The organism is Thioclava sp. ES.031 (assembly GCF_002563775.1).
GTDB lineage: Bacteria > Pseudomonadota > Alphaproteobacteria > Rhodobacterales > Rhodobacteraceae > Thioclava.
On record NZ_PDJO01000001.1, the window covers coordinates 1,956,908 to 1,979,275 of the forward strand.

At 64.4% G+C, this 22,368-nt stretch carries 15 protein-coding genes; 6 read left to right on the forward strand and 9 right to left on the reverse strand.

Translation table 11 applies throughout. From position 1 onward, the window contains the following. Positions 1-3: 3 nt before the first annotated feature. From AXZ77_RS09450 to AXZ77_RS09465, 5 genes are all read right to left on the reverse strand, one after another. Entirely contained in the window at positions 4-651 is a 648-nt protein-coding gene (locus AXZ77_RS09450; RefSeq protein WP_098410955.1) for a DsbA family protein, read from the reverse strand. Further along, the gene (locus tag AXZ77_RS09455; RefSeq protein ID WP_098410956.1) at positions 648-2,168 is read right to left on the reverse strand and encodes a class I adenylate-forming enzyme family protein; all 1,521 of its coding nucleotides are present in this window, start codon (positions 2,166-2,168) and stop codon (positions 648-650) included. The genes AXZ77_RS09450 and AXZ77_RS09455 overlap by 4 nt, the downstream gene beginning before the upstream one ends. 189 nt (positions 2,169-2,357) lie before the next feature. Beyond that, positions 2,358-2,681 carry a hypothetical protein gene (locus tag AXZ77_RS09460; protein WP_098410957.1) on the reverse strand — a complete coding sequence of 108 codons (324 nt, stop codon included), beginning with the start codon at positions 2,679-2,681 and terminating at the stop codon, positions 2,358-2,360. 133 nt (positions 2,682-2,814) lie between these two features. After that, on the reverse strand, positions 2,815-2,934 hold the full coding sequence (locus tag AXZ77_RS19835) for a lipoprotein (protein ID WP_338113616.1): 120 nt from the start codon (positions 2,932-2,934) through the stop codon (positions 2,815-2,817). After that, positions 2,931-4,757, reverse strand: a complete 1,827-nt coding sequence (locus AXZ77_RS09465) for an extracellular solute-binding protein (RefSeq protein WP_098410958.1) — start codon at positions 4,755-4,757, stop codon at positions 2,931-2,933. The genes AXZ77_RS19835 and AXZ77_RS09465 overlap by 4 nt, the downstream gene beginning before the upstream one ends. Before the next feature lie 319 nt (positions 4,758-5,076). On the opposite strand from AXZ77_RS09465, the gene AXZ77_RS09470 reads away from it, so the two are divergent. Then, positions 5,077-5,850, forward strand: coding sequence for a 3-hydroxybutyrate dehydrogenase (locus AXZ77_RS09470; protein WP_098410959.1), 774 nt, complete (start codon positions 5,077-5,079; stop codon positions 5,848-5,850). A 65-nt stretch (positions 5,851-5,915) separates the two neighbouring features. Here AXZ77_RS09470 and AXZ77_RS09475 read toward each other — a convergent pair whose 3' ends face one another. Further along, positions 5,916-8,399, reverse strand: a complete 2,484-nt coding sequence (locus AXZ77_RS09475) for a penicillin acylase family protein (protein WP_098410960.1) — start codon at positions 8,397-8,399, stop codon at positions 5,916-5,918. 48 nt (positions 8,400-8,447) lie between these two features. Here AXZ77_RS09475 and AXZ77_RS09480 point away from each other — a divergent pair, with 48 nt between their 5' ends. Both AXZ77_RS09480 and AXZ77_RS09485 read left to right on the forward strand, forming a co-directional pair. Next, on the forward strand, positions 8,448-9,422 hold the full coding sequence (locus AXZ77_RS09480) for an NAD(P)-dependent oxidoreductase (RefSeq protein ID WP_369679774.1): 975 nt from the start codon (positions 8,448-8,450) through the stop codon (positions 9,420-9,422). A 72-nt stretch (positions 9,423-9,494) separates the two neighbouring features. Then, a complete protein-coding gene (locus tag AXZ77_RS09485) occupies positions 9,495-9,851 on the forward strand; it encodes a YigZ family protein (protein ID WP_078550384.1) in 357 nt (118 codons plus the stop codon). A 9-nt stretch (positions 9,852-9,860) separates the two neighbouring features. Here the strand turns inward: AXZ77_RS09485 and AXZ77_RS09490 are convergent, their stop codons facing one another. From AXZ77_RS09490 to AXZ77_RS09500, 3 genes are all read right to left on the reverse strand, one after another. Further along, a complete protein-coding gene (locus AXZ77_RS09490) occupies positions 9,861-11,897 on the reverse strand; it encodes a bifunctional DedA family/phosphatase PAP2 family protein (RefSeq protein ID WP_098410962.1) in 2,037 nt (678 codons plus the stop codon). Between the two features lies 1 nt (position 11,898). Next, complete coding sequence (gene mprF / locus AXZ77_RS09495; protein ID WP_098410963.1) at positions 11,899-14,505, reverse strand: bifunctional lysylphosphatidylglycerol flippase/synthetase MprF; 2,607 nt, start codon at positions 14,503-14,505, stop codon at positions 11,899-11,901. Positions 14,506-14,744: 239 nt separating this feature from the next. Further along, a complete protein-coding gene (locus AXZ77_RS09500) occupies positions 14,745-16,331 on the reverse strand; it encodes an alpha-amylase family glycosyl hydrolase (RefSeq protein ID WP_098410964.1) in 1,587 nt (528 codons plus the stop codon). 166 nt (positions 16,332-16,497) lie between these two features. On the opposite strand from AXZ77_RS09500, the gene AXZ77_RS09505 reads away from it, so the two are divergent. The 3 genes from AXZ77_RS09505 to glgC are packed head-to-tail and all read left to right on the forward strand — an operon-like array spanning position 16,498 to position 22,350. Then, on the forward strand, positions 16,498-18,894 hold the full coding sequence (locus AXZ77_RS09505) for a glycogen/starch/alpha-glucan phosphorylase (protein ID WP_218000483.1): 2,397 nt from the start codon (positions 16,498-16,500) through the stop codon (positions 18,892-18,894). A gap of 13 nt (positions 18,895-18,907) precedes the next feature. Continuing rightward, entirely contained in the window at positions 18,908-21,052 is a 2,145-nt protein-coding gene (gene glgB / locus AXZ77_RS09510) for a 1,4-alpha-glucan branching protein GlgB (protein ID WP_098410965.1), read from the forward strand. 26 nt (positions 21,053-21,078) lie between these two features. Beyond that, positions 21,079-22,350, forward strand: a complete 1,272-nt coding sequence (gene glgC / locus AXZ77_RS09515) for a glucose-1-phosphate adenylyltransferase (protein WP_098410966.1) — start codon at positions 21,079-21,081, stop codon at positions 22,348-22,350. Positions 22,351-22,368: the final 18 nt, after the last annotated feature.

The following is a 22,368-nucleotide window of genomic DNA, read 5'->3' on the forward strand; positions in this document are numbered from 1 at the left end:
TGGTCAGTGCTGGGTCGCGTCGGAGGGTGCGCCGGACAGCTCGTCGATCACCTGCAGCCACAGCTCGGTCGGTTGCGCGCCGCTCACCAGATGCGCATTGGCGACAACGACCGAGGGCACCGCGTTGATCCCACGTTCGCGCGCATGCGCTTCCTTCGCGACGATCGTGTCGATGTCGGCATCCGAAGCCAGAAGGCGTTCCACCAGCCGCGGGTCCATCTGCGCGGCCTCCGCCACCTCGCACAGCACAGTCGCGTCGCCGATATTGCGCCCGTCGCGCCAATGCGCGGCCAGCAGCCCCTCCATCACATCCTCCTGACGCTCTTCCAGCCCCGCCCAATGGAGCAGGCGATGCGCGTTGCGGGTGTTGGGCTGATGGGTGACGCGCTCGGGGTGGAAATCGTAGCCTTCCGCCTCGGCGATCTCTAGGAGCTGCACATGCATCTTCGCGGCCCCGTCCTGACCGAATTTCGCCTGCAGGTAATCGGCGCGCGCCATTCCCTCGGGCGGCATCGTCGGGTTCAGTTCGAACGGTTGCCAGGCACGCTGGAACGGGTGGTTGGGACGTTGCGCCAAGGCCCGGTCCAGCCGCGCCTTGCCGATGAAGCACCACGGGCAAACGGGATCGGCGAAAATATCGAGCGTGATCATGAGGGGACCTCCTGTTGCAGCATGGTGCGGATCTCCGAGCGCAGCACCTTGCCGTTACGGTTGCGGGGCAGGGCGGCGATATGGGCGTAAAGGCGGGGTTGCTTGTAGCGTGCAAGCCGCGCCTCGGCATGCGCGCGCAAACTGTCTTCTTCCGCCTCGCCGGTATAGGCCAGCGCAATGACGCTGGCATCGGCCTTCACCGCGATCTCGACGGCGGCCACATCCCCCGCGCCGGGGCAGTCATGCATGACCTCCTCGACCTCGATCGGCGAGACCCGGAAGCCGCCCGCATTCATCATATCATAGCCGCGCCCGAGATAGGTGATCGCACCGTCTTCGCCCATCGAGACCGTGTCGCCGGTCACGAACCACGGGCCGATCCGGCGGGCCGCCGTCTCTTCGGGCGCATTCCAATAGCCCAGATAGAGCCCCGGATCGCTCTCGTGGATCGCAAGCTGACCCGGCTCGCCGCGCGGCACCGGTTGCCCATCCTCGCCCAGCACCGCCACATGGCGGCCCGCCTGCGGATAGCCGCAAGTTCCGGGCGGCGCGGGATGATCGGGACTGCCCGAGATGAAGGTCGAGCATTCCGACATGCCGAGCGCTTCATAGACCTTGGTGCCCGTCGCCGCGTTCCAGGCCGCGCGCGTGGGCTCGGGCAGGGCCTCGCCCGCGCTCAGACCATGGCGCAGCTTCGGAAGCGACAGCGTCTCGTGATGTTTCAGGATTTGCCGATAGACCCCGGGGGCGGCAGCGAAGATCGTCGCGTCGAACCGTTTGAGCAGCAGGGGCAGACTGCGCGGCTCGACCCCGTCCGCCGGGATCAGCGCGGTCGCGCCCAGCGTCCACGGATCCATCAGCCCGGTCCCGAGCGTATAGGTCCAGTTGAAGGCGCCCGCATGCATCAGACGGTCGTCCGACCCAATGCCATACCAGCCGCGATACATCATCTGCCGCGCCCAGATCGCACGATGCGCATGCATCACCGCGCGCGCGGAACCACCGGTGCCGGAGGTGAAAATCATGTAAGCGAGGCGGTTCGGATCGCCCATCGCGTAGTCGCAGGGCGCGGCGTCCTCGGCCTTGCGCAGAATGTCGGCAGGGATCACGCGCGCCGGATGATCGGGCAGGGCAATCCCGTCGCCCGCCACGACAGCCGCCGGATCGAGATCGGCGGCGAGCTTGGTAATCTCGGCCTCGGTCAGCTGCGCCGAGGTCGGCACCGGAACCAGACCGGCGGCGATGGCGCCAAGGAACGCGATGGGAAATTCCGGCCCGTTGCCCAGCCGCAGCATCACACGGTCGCCGGGCGTCAGCCCCGCGTCGAGCAAAAGCGTCCCTGCACCGAGCACCGCCGAAATCAGTCGCCCATAAGACCAACGCTGCGCGCCCGAGGGCTTCACGATCTGCATCGCCAGCTTGTCGGGGGTCGCCGTGCCAGCCGCCAAGACATGCGCCGCCATATTGAAGGCGCCAGGCGGGTCGGGGATCGGGTTTGTGCGGTAAACTGAATCCATGCAGCCTAGCTAGGACGCAGCGCGCGCCCGAGCAAGCCCGAACGCGCAGACATCACTCTGGCTTCGCCTTGGCGAAAATATCCCGGGGAGCGGCGGAGCCGCGGGGGCAGAGCCCCCTTCAACCTAAGTCATGCGCGCTTCCGCGCGCGGGGGCAGAGCCCCATGCGACCGATCAACGGCGCGCGACGCTCACTCTTCGTCGTCGTCTCCGAAGCGGGCGTCGTCGTCATATTCGTCTTCGCCCTCGCCGACATATTTCGCCGACAGCGCAATCGAATGACCGTCATGGGTCGGGTCCATGACCACGTCCGAGGGCAATTCGCCCCGCATCCAGTCGCGGATTTCGTCGCGCGCGTCGGCCGGTTCCTGTTCGGTCAGCTCGGCGACATAGCGGATGAAGGCCTTCTGATCGCCGTCGATCTCGTCAAGTTCGGCCTCGTCGGCTTCGGGCCACTTGTCCACGATCGCCTCGTAAAATGCCGCCCAGTTTTCCTCGATATGGTGCCATTTCATCGCTTTTGATCCTTTTCTTCGCGGCTCGTCTCACGGGCGGCCCTATGTCTGAGAAAGGGACGCCCGGGGGGCTTTGCAAGGCACAAGGCAAAGATACCTCGCGCGGTTCCATATCGTGATCAGTTCCGGGAGGTTACCTGAACCAGCCCTGCACCGAGCGCGCACCGCCGGAGATGTCGTCGCCCACGCCGGCCACCGTGTTGCAGCCTGCCAATGCCGCAGCGACTGCTGCCAGAAGGATGAGTTTTTTCATTGTCCTGCCTCTTGATACCACCAGACATCGGGTTGAAAACCCGGCCATGCCCCGTATAGCGGGGTCTTCTCAGGGTAGTGAAGCTGCTTGATATGGGCGATGCGGTCAACCGGGGCATACCAGATCGGGATGACATAGCGGCCCGCAGTCAACACTCGGTCGAGCGCATGGGTTGCGGCGACGAAATCCTCGTGGCTTTTGGCGTCCAGCATCGCGCGGACCATCGCCTCGGCGGCGGGGGAATTCATCCCCATCCAGTTGCGCGAGCCGGGCTGTTTCACGCCTTTCGAGCCCCAATAGAGGTTCTGCTCGTTGCCGGGCGACAGCGACAGCGCGCGCCAGTACCACGCCATGTCGAAATCATAGGCATTGGTGCGCTGCGTATATTGCGCGTCATCGATCACGGTCACTTTCGGGAAGATGCCCAGCTTCTTGAGCGCCTCGGTGTAGATATCGACGATGCTCTGGGTCTCCGCCGCGCCTTGCTGCAGCACGATCTCGAAAGTGAAGGGCTTGCCGTCCTTCTTGAGCACGCCATCGCTGTCGACTTGCCAGCCCGCGTCTTCCAGCAGCTTCGCCGCGGCGCGCATGTTCTTGCGGTTGCGCACGCCACCATCCGAGCTCGGCAGCGTATAACCGTCGATCGTGCCGGGCGGGAGCTGATCGGCGAAAGGCTCCAGCAGGGCTTTCACTTTCCCTTCGGCGGGGCCGTGCTTCATCCCCAGCTCGGAATTCGAGAAATAGGAGGAAATCCGCGGCTCCGCGCCGCCATTGATGGTCTTGTTGATGAATTCGAAATTGAACGCGTCGATCATCGCCTGACGCACCCGCCAGTCCGCGAAGACCGGGTTGCGGGTGTTCATCACCAGCCCCTTGATGCCCGAGGGACGCCCGTTCGGGATCTCGGATTTCACCACGTCGCCCGATTGCACGGCGGGGAAATTGTAATTGCGGCCCCAGTCGGCGGCGTTCCATTCGGTATAGCTGTCGGTCTCGCCGCCCTTGAAGGCCTCGAACACGACCCCGCCATCGCCGAAATAGTCATAGCGGATCGTGTCGAAATTGTTCCGGCCCTTGTTGAAGCCCAGATCCTTGCCCCAGTAATCGGGGTTGCGCTTGAGCTCGATGAATTTGCCGGGATCGACGCGGCCCACGACGTAAGGCCCGGACCCGATCGGGGCCATATTGGTGGTGGAGGCGAAGTTATGCCCCTCCCACTGCGCTTTCTCGAGCACCGGGCGCATCCCCATGATCAGCGCCATCTCGCGGTCTTTCACCTCGGGCTTGAAGGTGATGCGGACCTTGCGCTCGCCGGTCTTCTCGATCGTCTCGACCTTGGACCAGGCGTTCTGGTAGCGCGGATGACCTTCGGTTCCGAGCGTCTTGTAGGACCAGATGACATCCGCGACCGTCACCGGATTGCCGTCGGAGAACTTGGCCTCGGGGCGCAGGGTGAATTCCACCCAGGTACGGTCGGGGTCAGTCTCGACCGATTCGGCGAGAAGGCCATACAGCGTGAAAGGCTCGTCCATCGAGCGGCCCATCAGCGATTCGGCGACATAGCGGCTGATTCCCTCCGCCGGGCGCCCGTTCAGAATCCACGGGTTAAGCGAATCGAACATGCCGGCCACGCCAAATCTGATCTCGCCGCCCTTGGGCGCGTCGGGATTGGCATAGGGCAGGTGGGTAAAGCCGGCCGGAAGTGCAGGCTCTCCATACATTGCAATCGCAGGTTGTGGCTCCGCGGCAGCGATCCCTGTAAATACAGGGGCGAGCCCGAAAAGCGCCCCGCCGAGTAAATGGAAAAACACCGATCTCGTCATGTTAACAATCCCTGCCTTGCCTGCATTTATTGGCGCCAAGCTAGCGAGAGGTTTGAAACTGCGCAAACTTTTCCCTTGGAGAGCGGCGCAGGATTGCTTATAAGGGATGCACTGCTCGATAGGTTTCTTGCCTGTATGAAACCTGCCTCATGACTTGACGCCCGCCCTAGCGCGGGCGTCTTTTTTTTACGTCATTCCCCATGAAAACAAGGTCCTCACCGCGATATCACGCGGTATTGCGCTTGCAGCATGGCGTTCGCACGCGCGGCACGGCATGATCCCGGCGAATCCGTAACTTATCGCCACCGAAGGAGAGAACATGTCGCTTCAGGGAAAAACCGCCGTCATTACCGGGTCGAATTCCGGGATCGGTCTCGGGGTCGCGCGCGAACTGGCGCGGGCCGGTGCCGATGTCGTCATCAACTCCTTCACCGATCGTGACGAGGACCACCAGCTCGCCGCCGATATCGCGAAGGAATTCGGCGTCACCGCACGCTACATCAAGGCCGATCTGTCGAAAGGCGCCGAGGCGCGCGCGCTGATCGAGCAGGCGGGCAAATGCGATATCCTCGTGAACAATGCGGGTATCCAGCACGTCTCGCCGATCGAGGAATTCCCGGTCGAGAAATGGGATGCGATCATCGCGATCATGCTGACCTCGGCGTTCCACACCACGGCCGTGGCGCTGCCGATGATGCGTAAGGCGGGCTGGGGCCGGGTGGTCAACATCGCCTCCGCGCATGGCCTGACCGCGTCGCCCTATAAATCGGCCTATGTCTCGGCCAAGCACGGCGTCGTGGGCCTGACCAAGGTCACCGCACTCGAGACCGCGAAGGAAGACATCACCGTCAACGCGATCTGCCCGGGCTATGTGAAGACCCCGCTGGTCGAGGCGCAGATCCCCGACACCGCGAAGGAATACAACATGACCGAGGAAGAGGTGATCGAGAAGGTCATCCTCGCGCGTCAGCCCTCGAAGGATTTCGCGACCGTGGAGCAGATCGGCGGCACCGCCGTGTTCCTGTGCTCGGACGCGGCGGCACAGATCACCGGGACGACGATCTCGGTCGATGGCGGCTGGACCGCGCTGTAATCGCAAAAACCTCTGGCGGAGCGGCAACGCTCCGCCGGATCAGTAGAGGCGCGGGCTAAGCGCGCTTAGCTGCCCGGCTTCGACCCGCCTTTTGGCACCAGATGGGTGATCCCCGTCGCCGCCGCACGCGCCAGCGCCGGATCGAGCGACATCGGGATATATTCGCCCGAGCGCCACAGTTCCGACAGGTCGTCATAGTGGCGGCTCAGCGGATGGCCCGACTGCCCGGTCGAGATGATGAAGACCGAACTGTCCGGATCGGCGAAATCGAGCACTTCGCGATAGCCCGCCGCATGGACATTGGCGAAGCGGTCGGGGCCGTCGCCGCCCTTGGTGCGCCCGCGCATCAGGGTGAAATCGCCGCCCGAGGTCGACTGCCGGATATTCACGAACCATTTCAGCCCCGGCACCTTGCCCAGCACCTGATTGTCCTGCTCGGCGATATGCGCATCGCCCCAGCGCCAGCTTTCGATATTCGGCCCGTATTTCTTCGACAGATCCAACAGCGCCGCATCGAGCGACTGCCGCGCGATATCGCTGCAGGTCTCTTTCGGGGCAGACTGGATGATGTCGCACCAATGGCTCGCGCCTTGGGTGTTGCGGAAGACGCGCTCGATGAAGAGAGGCTCCAGATGGTCGAATTTCTTCGCCAGCGGGCCCAGTTCGTCGCGGATCAGCCGGTTTTGCAATTCGCGCATCCAGGCGGCGTAGATCAGCGGTTCGGGGAGGTGTTCGGACATCTCGCCGTCCCAGCTCGCCAGCATCTCCAGCGCGCGTTGACGCATCCGCTCGGGCGTGCCGGCGGGTGCAGGATCGCCGGTATACCACAGGTTCGCGCCTACCAGCGGCAGCAGACCGCGCGCGGCAGGCGACACCGTGTCGAGCTGCGCCGAGATGAAGCTGTCGCGCGAATGCACCTCGCGCTCTCCCATCAGTTTCGACAGGCGCTGAATGCGCTGCGTGTCGCCCCAGTGGAACGAGACGTTATAGGGGAAGGGCCGGTCCACCGTCTTGTTATTGGTGTTCACGACGATGCCGCTTTTCGGCTCGACGAATTGCGGGTTGTCCTTGAAGGGCAGGAAGCCTTTCCAGCGGTTCTCCGGCTTCCAGCCCGCGTTCGGCATCCGGCCCTGCGTGTCATTCGCCCGATCGCGCAGCGGGATTTTTCCGGCCGTGACCAGCGCCACCCCGTCCTTGTCGGCCAACGTAATGTTCTGCGCGGGCGCCACGATCTTTTTCGCGGCGTCGAGCGCCTGCGGGATCGAATGCGCCCGCATCAGGTCCATCGCGCCGGTCATCGTCGTGTCCTTCGGATCGAAGGCGGTCCAGCTGAGCGACATCACCGAATGCGGCGGCGTGACGGTCGCCAGATCGAAATGACTGCCGGGCAGCACCGGGCCGTTATCGGTCCAGCGCAGCGTCAGTGTCACGGGCTTCGCATCCTTGACGTTGACGATCACGCGCTTGGTCTTGAAACGCTTCCAGCCGTCGGGCGTGCGGTATTTCGTCGGATCGTCGGGATCGATTTCCTCGATATGCAGGTCCTGATCGTCGACATAGGCCGTGGTCAGCCCCCAACCGAGATCCTTGTTGCGCCCCGAGAGCACCAGCGGCATCCCCGGGATCGTGCCGCCGATCACGCCGCCCGATTGCAGTTGCAGCCGCGCCAGATACCAGATCGAGGGCGCCGTCAGACCCAGATGCGGATCGTTGGCCAGAAGCGCGCCGCCCGCAGCCGAGCGGTCAGGCCCCGCGGCCCATGCGTTCGACGCCCCGGCAGAGCCGCGAGCGGGGAAGGGAGAGAACGCCCCCGGCGCCCCGTTCTCCGCCGTCTGAATGCCCTTTTGCATGGTCGGGAACAGGCTCGCGTAATCGGGCAGGGCGGCGGTCGCCTGTTGCGGATCGTCGGGCATGATGTCGCGGACGAGGTCTTTACCGACGAGCGACACCCGGGCGCGCAGCACCTCGTCTTGCAGCTGGTTCGACAGCTGCACCGCCATCAGCTTCATGATCGCAAGCGAATCCGCGGGCGTCCAATAGGAGATCTTGCTGTCGAAGAGGAAGAATTCCGGCGCGCCGCGCCCCATTGCGCCCTCGTTGACGATCTCGATCCACTGGTTGACGCCACGTGCATAGGCCTCGAGCGCGGCCTTGGTGTAATCGTCCTGCGAGGACACCGAGTCGACCGCCGCCTGATACAGGCCCATCCGGCGCATCAGCTCGTCGGTTTTCAGCGTCTCCTGCCCGAAGACTTCCGACAGCCGCCCCTGAACCGTGCGGCGCATCAACGTCATCTGCCACAGCCGGTCCTGCGCATGGGCGAGCCCCAGTGCGAAGAAGGCATCCGGGTCGTCCTTGCCGAAGATATGCGGCACGTCCTCGGTCGAGCGCACGATCTCGACCGGGGCGGTGAGCCCGGTGACCTTATAGGTCGCGTCGTAATCGGGAAGCGAGCGCGAGGCGAAGAAATAGATCAGCCCCCCGACGAGCACCACACCCACGATCGCGGCCATGATCAGCCGAACGCCCCATCGAAATGCCTTATACATCGAGCCCTCTGCGCGCCTCACCCGAAATCCCGCCTCCCGGCGCATGAGTTGACGCGCCCGGTTGGCGCGTTAGTAGTTGAGCCCGACGCTACAATCAACGCGCTCGCACTACACGGGGCGCGGTTTCGTATTCACGCAAGGGAGAGGTCGATGGCGAAAGTTGCATTTCTGGGGCTTGGGGTGATGGGCTATCCGATGGCGGGGCATCTCGCATCGGCGGGTCATGAGGTCACGGTCTATAACCGCACGGCCGCCAAGGCCGAGAAATGGGTCTCAGAGCATGGCGGGTCGGCCGAAGCGACCCCGCGCGAAGCCGCGAAAGGCGCGGATTTCGTGATGTCCTGTGTCGGCAATGACGACGATCTGCGCGAGGTCTGCCTCGGCAAGGATGGCGCGTTCAAGGGGATGAAAACCGGCGCGGTCTTCGTCGACCACACCACGGTTTCGGCCGCTGTGACACGCGAATTGGCGGGCGAGGCGGCAGGCCACGGCGTGGCATTCATCGACGCCCCGATCTCGGGCGGGCAAGCGGGGGCCGAGAACGGTCAGCTGTCGGTCATGTGCGGCGGCGACGCGGCGGCCTATGACAAGGCCGAGCCGGTGATCGACGCCTATGCCAAGATCTGCCGCCGTCTGGGCGAAAGCGGCGCGGGGCAGGTGACCAAGATGTGCAACCAGATCGCGATTGCGGGTCTGGTGCAGGGCCTCGCCGAGAGCCTGAACTTCGCCGAGAAGGCCGATCTCGACATCGCCGCCGTGGTCGAGGTGATCTCGCAAGGGGCCGCCGGCTCGTGGCAGATGGCCAACCGCTACGAGACCATGGCGAAGGACGAGTTCGAGTTCGGCTTCGCGGTGGACTGGATGCGCAAGGATCTGGGCATCTGCCTGAAAACCGGCGACGAGATCGGCGCCTCGTTGCCCGTGACCGCGCTGGTCGATCAGTTCTACAAGGACGTGCAGGCGATGGGCGGCAGCCGCTGGGACACCTCCTCGCTGATCGCGCGTCTGCGCAAACTGGGCTGAGCGGGCAGGGCGGCGGGCCTCGGTCCGCCGCCCGCCCTTGCCGCTTCGGCGCTTGGCCCCTAAACCTGCGCCATGCGCATCCTCGAGAACATCATCAGCGACCGCGGCTCGAAATACGCGGTCTCGGGCGGACCTTGCGCCTCGGAAGAGGAGGCCAAGGCTTTCGTCAAGGAACTCTGCCGGAAGAAGAAATACGCCAAGGCCACGCATAACACCTGGGCGCTTCTGACGGCGGAGGCCCCGGTAAAGAACGACGATGGCGAGGCAGGCGCGGGCATGGTGATCCTGCGGATGCTCGAGCGCGAAGAGCTTTACGACCACATAATCGTCGTCACCCGCTGGTTCGGCGGCAAGCATCTGGGCGGCGACCGTTTCCGGCATGTGCAGGAAGCGGTGCGGATCTACCTCGAAGATCTGCGCGCGGGCTGAGACGCGCCGCTACCGCAGCGCCAGAACCGGAATATCCGACGCGGACCTGCCCGAGATCTGGCCCACAGGCTCGGCCACGCCGCCCTTCGCCAGCGCCCCCACGAGATCGGAAACGAGACCTCGCGCCCCCGACCCATCACTTGGCTCCAGCCCGTCATCGCGGGTGATCGCGCCCATCCAGAGCCGCGCGCCCGACGCATCGGTATAGCGGGTCTGCCACATCCGCAGCCGCGGCAATTTGAGGGTCGCGCTGCCATCACTGGGACGCGTGAAACCAAGCTCGCTCGGCTCGTTTCTCCAAAACAGCGGCGCAAGCGCGGCGCCGGGGCGCATCGTATCGCGCGCGGCCCCGAAGGCCGCGCCCGCCAGCGTCTTCAGCGTCGCCGCATCGGCGCGTTGCCAGCCGATCGAACCCAGCGCCGTGGCGATCTGGTCTGAATTCGACGCCCACAGCGCGATCGACAGCGGAAACTGCCGATCCGCATCAAGCGTCTGCACCCGCAGCGGCGCGTCACGCAGCGCCTGCGGCTCGGACCCTTCCGAGATCACGATCAGCGGCTGCGCCACGGGCGGCGGGTTCAGCGCTTTGGAATAATCGCGCACCCGCATCGCCGTGAAGCCCACGAGTGCCAGCGTCACGACGCCGATCACCCCGATCTGCCAGAGGGGCCGGGCACGCGGAGCCCCGGCCCATCGCGGATAGAGCCACTCGGCCACCGCGACGCCCACCAGCAGGCACATCGACCCGAGAAGCCAGCCGCCGAGCACGTCGCTCAAATAATGCTCGACCAGATAGAGGCGGCTCAACCCGATCAGCCCGGCAAAGAGCAGCGCCAGAAAGCTCGCACTCAACGCCCCGAGCCGCGTCAGCCGCCAGAGGATGAAGACGAGCATCCCGAAAAACGCGACCGAGAGCGTCGCGTGGCCCGAGGGGAAACTGCCCGAGGTCTCGTGGAAATAGCCCAGGATCGACCGTGGCCGTCCGAAGCCCGCCTTCAGGATAATCACCGAGATCAGATCGAGCCCGAGCGAGACCGCGAGCCCCGCCGCCAGATCGAACCGGCGCAGCCACGCCAGCCAGACAAGCGCCAGAACCAGCAGCGCGGCCACGAGCTGCGTGTCGCCGAGCGCGGTGATCCAGGTGAATATCTGAATGAGGCCCGGCGTCCAGAACAGCCGCATCAGCGCCGCCAGCCGCGCGTCGATCTGCACGATCGGGTCGCTTTGCAGGAAGTCGAACGACAGCCCGACCAGCACCGAGGCAAGGTAGAGGAAGCCGACCACAAGAAGGCTCAGCGGCAGGCCGGAAAACTTGCTCCGATCGAGCCTGCGCGCGATCCATGCCGCCGTTTTCGGGTGGCGCCCGCCCCAGCTGTCGACGCGGGGATGGCGGGCGACCTCGTCCATCAAGCCACCTGCCATCTCCAGCAAATGCGGCACCGCCCGGTCGAGCCGCCGCAGGGTCCAGATCACGACCGCCGTCGTCAGCAAAAACCCGAGCAGGAAAAGGGTGGTACGCGTCATCAGCGGGCTGACCTTGGTCAGGGCGAGGCCCAAAACATAGCCCAGCCCGACAAAGACGATCGCATAGGGAAAGCCGCTTACGATGTTCCAGAGCCGAAAGCGCGTAGGGCCCAGTTTGCCAAGCGCTGCCGCGAAGGGCACATACCCCGCCAAGCGCCCTTCAAAGCGCCCGAGAATGAGCGCCGCGCCCCCGCGCCGGTCGATCAGACGCGCGGCCCGCAGGCAGCTTTCCGACCCTTCGACATTCCAGCGCCCCAGCCGGCCGCGCCGCGCATGATGGCCGAGCCACCAGCTCGCCTCACCGCCGAGGCTCGAACCGATGGCCGCAAACCAGATCAGATCGGTGAGATCGAGTATCCCCTGCTGCACCAACACGCCGCCGAGGACGACGATCAACGTGCCCGGCAGGAAGAGTCCCGTGACCAGAAACGCCTCGAGCGCCGCCGCCACCGCGAAGACCCAATAGCCCGCAGATCCCAGCGCGGCGAGTGAGGGGAGCAGGTCGGGCAGGGCATCGGGCATTTCAGTCCTTTGTCAGCAAATTGCGCGCGCCGCCGGAGATCAGCAGGGTGATTTCGGTGAGCGCGAGATAGGGGGAGGTGCCGGGCGGAAGCGCGACGTAATGGGGCCGCCATTCAGGCCGGAATTTCTGTTTGAAACGACGTAACCCCTCGAAGTTATAGAAACTTCCGCCGTGACGATAGATCAGATTGCCAAGGCGGCTGGTCAGCCGCGCAGAGGCGCGATCGGGCAGGCCCGCAAGTGGCGCGAGGCCAAGGCTGAGTTTGGTTGCGCCGCGGTCGCGCAGCGCCTCGATCAGGCCGATGAACAGGAATTGCATGACGCCGTCGGCGGCCTCCGGGCGATACCGCATCAGGTCGATCGCGAAATGCCGTGCGCCCGGCCCGCCCAGAAGGTTCGCGAAACCGAGGATGTCACCGCCGCGTCGGATCAGCGCGATTTCGCAATGATTGAGGTAACGCGGATCGAAACGGCCGATGGAGAACCCTTTCTCGCGGCCTTTTTGGCCTGCCAGCCACGCGTCGGAGACCTCGCGCAGCGTCGCGATCAGCTCGGGCGCATGGGGCGGGGCGGCGATCTCGAGCGTGAAACCGTCGCGCAGGGCGCGGTTCTGCTCGGCCCGCATCGTCTTGAACTTCGGCCCCGTGAGCGAGAATTTCTGAAGGTCGACCACGGCCTCCTCGCCGATCTTGTGCAGCGCGTAGCCCATCTCAATCCAGAGCGGCAGGTTCTTCGTCGAGACCTCGTAGAACACGGGGGTGAGCCCCTCGCTCACCGCGCGTTCGTGAAACTCCCAAGCCAGTTGCCGCGCCACCTCGGGCGGGCCGACGGGATCGCCGAGCACGACCCGCATCCCGCCGCGCTGCGCATACATCAGGAAGGCCGCGCGGTCGGGCGAGAACATCACGCTCTTGTCGCCCGTGAGCGCGAACCAGCCCTGCGGCACGTCTTGGGCTGCAAGGATTTCGGCAACCGAGGCGTCCTGCTCGGGATCGGGGGAGAGCGCGAAGCGGCGCATCGGGCGCAGCGTGAGCCACAGAAGGAAGCCAAGGAGCAGAGCGCTGATCAGCAGCCCCGCTCGCAGTGCCCGCGGTGTCGGCGATTGGGCGGTGAAATCGAGCCAGAGCGCGTTCGAATAGGGATGCGCCGCATAGGCGAGGAAGAAGAACACCGCCGCCGACGCGACCATCCCCGTGATCACCGCGAACCAGAGCGGCCCGTAGCCGCCTTCGGTGAGGGCCGCGCGGCGATGAAAGGCACGGCGAAATGGCAGCAGCACCAGCGCGGCGAGCGTCAGGACCACCGCGTTGTCGATGTCGAGATTGGCCGCCAGCACCGAGATCACACCCAACATCAGACCGGCGAGCACCAGCCAATAGGCCAGCCGCACCCGCCGCACCAAGCCATGCGACAGCACGATCAGAAGGACACCGGCCAGCGCGCAAAGCTGCGTTCCGCCCTCGGCCAGCATCGCGGTGATCAGCCCCGGCTCGCCGCCCTGTCGGCCCAGCACGGGCATCAGCGCGACGATCACCATCCAGAAGCCGAGGCCCAGCACCGCGACCCCGGCGATCCGGGGGGCGAGCCCCTCGATACCGCTGATCACCGGGCGCATCGGCTCTGATATTTCGCCGAAGACGCGCGTGGCCCAGCCGCCTGCGAGCCGCGCCTCGTTCAGCGAAACCACGACGAAGGCGATCACGAAGGGCAGCAGGAAATAGATCATGCGGAAGGCGAGAAGACCGGCTGCCGCCTCGCCCAGGGGCACGCCCGCGGGCAGGGCGGCGATCACGACCGTCTCGAACACGCCGACGCCGCCGGGGACGTGGCTGAGGATGCCGACCATGCTCGCCGCGGCGTAGATCGCGACGAAACTCGCGAAGGGCTGGGTGCCCGCGGGCATCAGCACCCAAAGCGCGCCCGCGGCCATGGTCGAGTCGAACAGCGCCACGCCGAGCTGGCCGATCAGGATGCGCGGCGCGGGCATCGCGATCTCGCGCTCGCGAATGCGCAGGGCGCGCCCGGTATAAGAGAGCCAGAAGGCGCCGCCCAGAAGCAGTGCCGTCGCCGCCAGTGCGCCCATTCGGATCAGGGCCTCCGGCGCGGAAATGACGCCCGCGAGCGCTGCCGGATGCACGCAGAGCGCCAGAGCGCCCACCATCGTCAGCCCAAGCCCCATCGCCAGCGCGATATAGGACGACAGCGCCGCGACTTCGAAGGCGTTCAGACCTGCGGCGGAATAGATGCGGTAGCGCACGGCCCCGCCCGAGATCACGCTGATCCCGACCGTGTTGCCGAAGGCGTAGCCCAGAAACCCGCCAAGTGCGACGGTGAGCAGCGGAAGCTGTTTGCCAAGGTAATGCAGCGCCCAGAAATCGTAGCCCACCAGCGCCAGATAGCCCAAAGCGGTCGCGCCCACAGCCGCGCCGAGCGAGGGCCACGGCGTCGCCTTGATCTGCGCGATCACCTGATGGACGTCGATGCTCGCGAGAAGATGATGCAGCGCCCACAGCCCCATCAGGAACAGCACGAGCCCGAGCGCAATCGGCCAGAGAATCTTCACACGCGACTGGAGTGGGGCAGGTTGCGCCGGATCAGCGAGAGCCATCTTGTATTTCCACGTTTTTCCTATCTCTGGCGGGACAATCGCAGAAGGAATTTATGGCCTTGTTAAAATTCCATAGGAAATCGTCCCGAACGCACCTTATCTGCCGAGACCGCGCGACTGGCCAGAGAGAGAAAGCAGAAACACACGCGGCGCCGAGAGCAAACGCTCCCGACGCCGTCATGGGTCCAAGAGGCGGCGGCAGATCCTGTTCCGGTCCTGTCCGCCGCGTTTATGGTGCCTCAGAGCTTCACCCAGGCCGCGCCATTCGGGCCGAGCGACAGCGTGCCGTCCTCCAGCGTCGCGGCGAGGCACGGCCCGACGAGTTCGCCCTCGGCTTCGAGCGTCACCGGATCGGGGCCGAGGTTAAAGTAGCAGGCGAATTTCACCGCGCCATCGTCGCGGATGAAGCCGAGTACCGGATCGGGCAGGTCGAGGAAGGTGGACGTCCCCTCGCGCAGCACCGGGTTTTCCTTCCGGAAGGCCAGAACTCGGCGGTAATAGGCAAGCACCGAGCCCTCATCGGCCTCTTCCAGCGCAACGGCGCGCGCCGCTTGCGGCGGCTTCACCGGCAGCCACGGCTTGACCTTGGAGAAGCCCGCATGCGCGCTCTCGTCCCAGACCATCGGCGTGCGGCAACCATCGCGCCCCTTGTTCTCGGGCCAGAAACGCAGGCCGGGCGGGTCGGTCAGCTCGTGATATTCCATCTCGGTCTCGGTCTGGCCGAGTTCCTCGCCCTGATAGATCCCGATCGTGCCCTGGAAAGACGCGAGCATCGCGATGGCCAGCCGTGCGATGCTGCCCTCGGTGCCGTATTTCGCCCAACGGGTGACGTGGCGCTGCACGTCGTGGTTCGAGAAGGACCAGCTCGGCCAGCCGTCCGGCGCGCCCTTGAAGAAGCCCTCGATCTTGCCGCGGAAATGCGCGGGCGAGAATTTCGGCCCCAGCATGTCGAAACTGTAGGCCATGTGCAGACGGTCATCGCCGCGGGTGTATTCTTCCATGATGCCCAAGGCGCGATGCGGCGCTTCGCCCACTTCGCCGATCAACGTGCGCGCCTCGTAGTCGTCCATCACGGCGCGCATCTTCTTGAGGAAGGGGATGTTCTCGGGGCGGTTCTTGTCGAACTCGTGATCCTGCATGTCGTAGGTCGAGACCGGCGGCCAGCGCTCGGGATCGGGATCCATCGCCGGGTTGTCGCGCAGCTCGGGGTCGTGGAAGTAGTAGTTCACCGTATCGAGGCGGAAGCCATCGACGCCGCGATCCAGCCAGAAGCGGAACACGTCGAGCAATTCTTCCTGCACCTCGGGATTGTGCAGGTTCAGGTCGGGTTGCTCGATCAGGAAATTATGCAGGTAATACTGGCCGCGTTCGGGGGCGTATTCCCACGACGAGCCGCCGAACACCGCCTGCCAGTTATTGGGCGGGCTGCCATCGGGCTTGGGGTCGGCCCAGACATACCAGTCCTTCTTCGCGCCGCCTTTCTTGGCGTCCTTGAACCACGGGTGCTGATCCGAGCTGTGCGAGATCACCTGATCAATCACGACTTTCAGGCCCAGCTCATGGGCGCGCGCCACCAGCGCGTCGAAATCCTCCAGCGTGCCGAATTGCGGATCGATGCCGCGATAATCGGAGACGTCATAGCCCATATCCGCCATCGGCGAGGTGAAGATCGGCGACAGCCAGATCGCATCGACGCCCAGCGAGGCGACATGATCGAGCCTGCGCGTGATCCCCTTCAGATCGCCGATCCCGTCGCCCGAGTCGTCTTGAAAGCTGCGCGGATAAATCTGGTAGATAACCGCCCCGCGCCACCAATCCTTTGCCATGAATCGCTCCTCTTTCAGTTTCCTGTTGCCCGTTATCGCGGCAAGGATAGAATTGTTAGCGCAAACGGCAACCGCCGCTCGGGCCGTTTCTGCGCCTTCGCTTGACCTTGAGCAGGGGGCGGCTCATCAATCAATTGCTATCTGACGAGTTCCGGAGACCTCCCCCTTGAAAGACACCCAATTGCCCAGTGCCGAGACAGTTCGCGAAGAAATTCTGCACCACATCACTTTTTCGATGGGCAAGGATCCCGACCACGCCTCGGTCTATGACTGGCGCATGGCGCTGTCTCTGGCGATCCGCGACCGGGTCGTGGCGCCGTGGTTCGCAGCGACCCGGCGGACATGGGAAGAGGGGCGCAAGCGGGTCTATTACCTCTCGATGGAATTCCTGATCGGGCGGATGCTGGAAGATGCCGCGATCAACCTCGGTCTGCGCGCCACCTGCCGCGAGGCGATGGAAGGCTTGGGTCAGGACTGGGAGGCCGTGGTCGAGAACGAACCCGACGCCGCGCTCGGCAATGGCGGGCTAGGGCGGTTGGCCGCGTGCTACATGGAGAGCATGGCGACGCTGGGCTGTCCCGGCTACGGCTACGGCATCCGCTATGAACACGGTCTCTTCAAGCAGCGCTTCGAGGGCGGGCGTCAGGTCGAGACGCCGGAGGACTGGCTCAAGCAGCGCCACCCGTGGGAATTCGAGCGGCCTGAGGCGGCCTATGAGATCGGCTTCAAGGGCCATGTCGAGACCGTGGACGGCAAACCGCAATGGGTGCCGGGCGAGACCGTTCTGGCCGAGGCCTATGACATGCCGATCATCGGCTGGGAGGGCAAGTGGGCGAACACGCTGCGGCTGTGGTCGGCCAAGCCCACCGAGCAGTTCGACCTCGCGCGCTTCAACCACGGCGATTACGCCGCCGCCGCCGAACCCGAGGCGCTGGCGCGCACGCTATCCCGCGTGCTCTATCCCGATGACACGACCTATGCGGGCAAGGAATTGCGCCTCAAGCAGGAGTATTTCCTGACTTCTGCGGCGCTGCAGGACATCATGCGCCGCCATCTGGTCGCCGGGCACACGATCGAGGAACTGCCCGAGTTCGTTGCGATCCAGATGAACGACACGCATCCGGCGATCGCGGGGCCGGAGCTGATCCGTATCCTTACCGATCTGCATGACATGGAGTTCGACGCCGCGCTCGACATCACGATGCAATGTCTGGGCTACACCAATCACACGCTGCTGCCCGAGGCGCTGGAACGTTGGGCGACCTATCTGATGGGCACGGTTCTGCCGCGCCATATGCAGATCATCGAGAAGATCGACAGCTGGCACCGCCGCAAATTCCCCAAACGCGCGCATTACGTGGGCATCGTGAAGCATCAGGAGGTGCGGATGGGCGAGCTGGCCTTCATCACCTCGCATAAGGTCAACGGGGTCTCGGCGCTCCATACCGAGCTGATCAAGCGCAACCTCTTTCCTGAACTCGACCGGCTGCATCCGGGGCGCATCATCAACCAGACGAACGGGATCACGCCGCGCCGCTGGCTGCGCATGGCCAATGGCGAGCTGTCGCATCTGATCATCGACACGATCGGCGATGGCTGGGAGGCCGATCTCGACAAGCTGCGCGGGCTGGAGGCTTACGCCGAGGATGCGAGCTTCCGCGACGCTTTCATGGCCGCGAAACGGCGCAACAAGGTGCATCTGGCGGATTGGGTGCGCGACACCCAAGGGATCACCCTCGACCCCGATGCGATCTTCGACATTCAGGTCAAGCGCATCCACGAATACAAGCGCCAGCTGCTCAACATCCTGCAGACCATCGCCGAATGGCACGCGATCCGCGAGAACCCGCAGGCCGAGTTCCAACCGCGCGTGAAGATCTTCGGCGGCAAGGCGGCGCCGGGCTATCACACGGCCAAGCAGATCATCCGGCTGATCAATGACGTGGCCGAGGTGGTCAATAACGACCCTTATGTCGATGGGCGTCTCAAGATCGTCTATCCGCCGAACTACAACGTCTCCATGGCCGAGCGCCTGATCCCGGCGGCGGACCTGTCAGAGCAGATCTCGACCGCGGGCAAGGAAGCCTCCGGCACCGGCAACATGAAGTTCGCATTGAACGGCGCGCTGACCATCGGCACGCTCGATGGCGCGAATGTGGAAATTCGTGAACAGGTGGGCGCGGAGAACTTCTTCCTCTTCGGCATGACCGCCGACGAGGTGATGGAGCGCCGCCGCGATCCCGAACATGCGCGCCACGCGATCCTTGCAAGCCAGCCTTTGCAGGACGTGCTGCAGATGATCGCCGAGGGACGGTTTTCTCCTGAGGAACCAGAACGCTATCACGATCTTGTTCATAATATGTGGCATAGCGATTATTTCCTCGTCGCTTCCGATTTCGAGGCCTACCGGAGCGCCCAGAAAGAGGTGGACACGGCCTTCGCCGATCGCGCAGGCTGGGCGAAGATGGCTGTTTTGAACACCGCGCGGATGGGGTTCTTCTCCTCCGACCGGGCGATCAAGGGCTACATGGACGAGATCTGGACCACGCAATCGGCCCTGTGAACCAAGGAGCGCTATGACACTTTCCCGCGACGAGGCCGAAGCGCTTATCCACGCGCAACATCCCGATCCGTTTTCCCTGCTGGGGCTGCATGACGGGGAAATCGTGGCGCTCGCGCCCGGCGCAGAAGAGGTCTGGGCGCTTGGCGAGACAGAGGTCGCGCTGGAAGCCGTCGTGCCGGGGATCTTCACCGGCAAATGGACCGAGAAAACCTACCGTCTGCGCGCGCGGCACGATCAGACGACATGGGATTTCGACGACCCTTACGGCTTCGCGCCGGTGCTCGGCGCGATCGACGAATACCTGATCGGGGAGGGGACGCATACGCGGCTCTGGGAGAAGCTCGGCGCCCATGTGATCACCCATCAGGACGTCGAAGGCGTGCATTTCGCGGTCTGGGCGCCCAATGCGCGCCGTGTCTCGGTCGTGGGCGATTTCAACTTCTGGGACGGTCGCCGCCACCAGATGCGCCGGATCGGCGCGTCCGGCGTGTGGGAGATTTTCGTTCCCGGCATCCATGCAGGCGCGCTCTACAAATACGAGCTGCTCGACGCGGAGGGCACGGTGTTGCCGCTCAAGGCCGACCCGGTCGGTTTCGGCGCAGAGCACCCGCCCGCGCAGGCCTCGGTCGTGCGCAAGCTCGGGCGGCATCGCTTCGGCGACAGCGCATGGTGTCAGACCCGCGCCGAGGCGCAGGAACGCCACGCGCCGATCTCGGTCTACGAGGTGCATCTCGGGAGTTGGATGCGGGTCTGGGACGAGGGGGGCAGGCCGCTCTCCTATCACGAACTGGCCGAGAAGCTGGTCGATTACGTCTGCGACATGGGCTTCACCCATATCGAGCTGTTGCCGATCACCGAACACCCGTTCGACGGCTCCTGGGGCTACCAGCCGATCGGGCTCTACGCGCCCACGATCCGCCACGGCCGCCCCGAGGAATTCGCGGAATTCGTGGATGCGGCGCATCGGCGGGGCCTTGGTGTGATCCTCGACTGGGTTCCGGGGCATTTCCCGACCGACGATCACGGGCTTCGACATTTCGACGGCACCGCGCTTTACGAGCATGCCGACCCGAAAGAGGGGTTCCATCAGGACTGGAACACGCTGATCTACAATTACGGGCGGCGCGAGGTCTCAAACTACCTGCTCGCCAATGCGCTGTTCTGGCTGGAGGAATATCACCTCGACGGGCTGCGCGTGGATGCGGTGGCCTCGATGCTCTACCGCGACTATTCGCGGGCTGCGGGCGAATGGGTGCCCAACAAATATGGCGGGCGCGAGAACCTCGAAGCGATCGAGTTCCTGCAGAACATGAACGCGGCCTCTTATGGCGGCGCGGAAGGCATCATGACGGTGGCGGAGGAAAGCACCGCCTATCCTGGTGTCACGCGCCCCGTACATGAGGACGGGTTGGGCTTCGGCTACAAGTGGAACATGGGCTGGATGAACGACAGCTTGCGCTATTTCGCGCGCGATCCGCTCTATCGCAAATTCCACCATAACGAGCTGACCTTTGCGAGCTCATACATTTACAGCGAGAATTTCATCCTGCCGATCAGCCATGACGAGGTCGTGCACGGTAAGGGCTCGATGCTCGGCAAGATGCCCGGAAACGACCCCGAGAAATACGCCAACCTGCGCGCCTTCTACGCGTTCCAATGGGCGCATCCGGGCAAGAAGCTTCTCTTCATGGGGCAGGAATTCGGCCAATGGTCGGAATGGAGCCATGAGCGCGAGTTGGACTGGTATCTGCTCGACGATCCGCGCCATGACGGGCTGCGCGCACTGGTGCGCGATCTCAACCGGCTCTACCGCGAGACGCCCGCGCTGCATTGGGGCGATTGCGAGCCGGACGGGTTCGAATGGATCGCCGCCGACGATTCCGAGGCCTCGGTCTTCATCTTCGAGCGCCGCGCGCCCAAAGCCGATCCGGTCGTGGTGGTCGCGAACCTGACCCCGGTCGAGCACAGCTACCGCATCGGCCTGCCGCAAAGCGGCGAATGGTGCGAGATTCTCAACACGGATTCCGGTTTCTACGGCGGCGAGAACCGCGGCAATCTCGGTGCGATCCGCGCCGAAGACCACGCGCAGGGCCGCTGCGCCCAGAGCGCGGAGGTCTATCTGCCGCCGCTCTCAGTCGTGATGTTCACGCCCGCATAAGCGATGCCCAGAGGAGGGGGAGGATTATGAAACCACAGCCCAACACACGCCTCAGCGCACAGGCCATGGCCTTCGTTCTGGCGGGCGGCCGCGGCAGCCGCCTGAAGGAACTGACCGACCGGCGCGCGAAACCGGCCGTCTATTTCGGCGGCAAGACCCGGATCATCGACTTCGCCCTGTCGAACGCGCTCAATTCCGGCATCCGCAAGATGGCGATCGCCACGCAATACAAAGCGCATTCGCTGATCCGGCACGTCCAGCGCGGCTGGAATTTCTTCCGCGCGGAGCGGAACGAATATCTCGACATCCTGCCCGCGAGCCAACGCGTGGCCGATAGCCGCTGGTATTCGGGAACCGCCGATGCGGTGGCACAGAACATTGATATTATTGAAGATTACGGCGTGAAATACGTTATCATCCTCGCCGGCGACCACATCTACAAGATGGATTACGAGGTGATGCTGCGCCAGCATGTCGAGACCAAGGCCGATGTCACAATCGGCTGTCTGACCGTGCCGCGGATGGAGGCGACCGCCTTTGGCGTGATGGATATCGACAAGACCGGCCAGATCACCGATTTCCTCGAAAAGCCCGCCGATCCGCCCGGGATGCCCGGCGATCCCGAGCACGCTCTGGCCTCGATGGGGATCTATGTTTTCGACTGGCAATTCCTGCGCGAGCTTCTGATCCGCGACATGGAAGACCCGAATTCGAGCCATGATTTCGGCCATGACCTGATCCCGCAGATCGTCAAACACGGCAAGGCGATGGCGCATAAGTTCTCGGATAGCTGCGTGACGACGGGGCTCGAGACCGAGCCGTACTGGCGCGATGTGGGTACGGTGGATGCCTTCTGGCAGGCCAATATCGACCTGACCGATTTCACGCCGAAGCTGGACCTCTACGACACCGAATGGCCGATCTGGACCTATGCCGAGATCGTTCCGCCCGCGAAATTCATCCATGACGAGGATGGCAGACGCGGCTCGGCAATCTCCTCGCTGGTCTCGGGCGACTGCATCGTCTCGGGCGCGGAGGTGCGCAATTCGCTCCTCTATACCGGCGTGCGCGCGCATAGTTTCGCGAGCCTGGAGGAGGCCGTCGTGCTGCCATATGTCGATATCGGGCGGCATGCGCGGCTGAGCCAATGCGTGATCGATCGCGGCGTGTATATTCCCGAAGGGCTCGTCGTGGGCGAAGACCCGGAGGAGGACGAGAAGTGGTTCCGCCGCTCGGAAGGCGGCGTCGTGCTGATCACGCAGACGATGCTCGACAAACGCGCGGCGGCATTGGACTAACGGGGTTAGAGAGCGGGG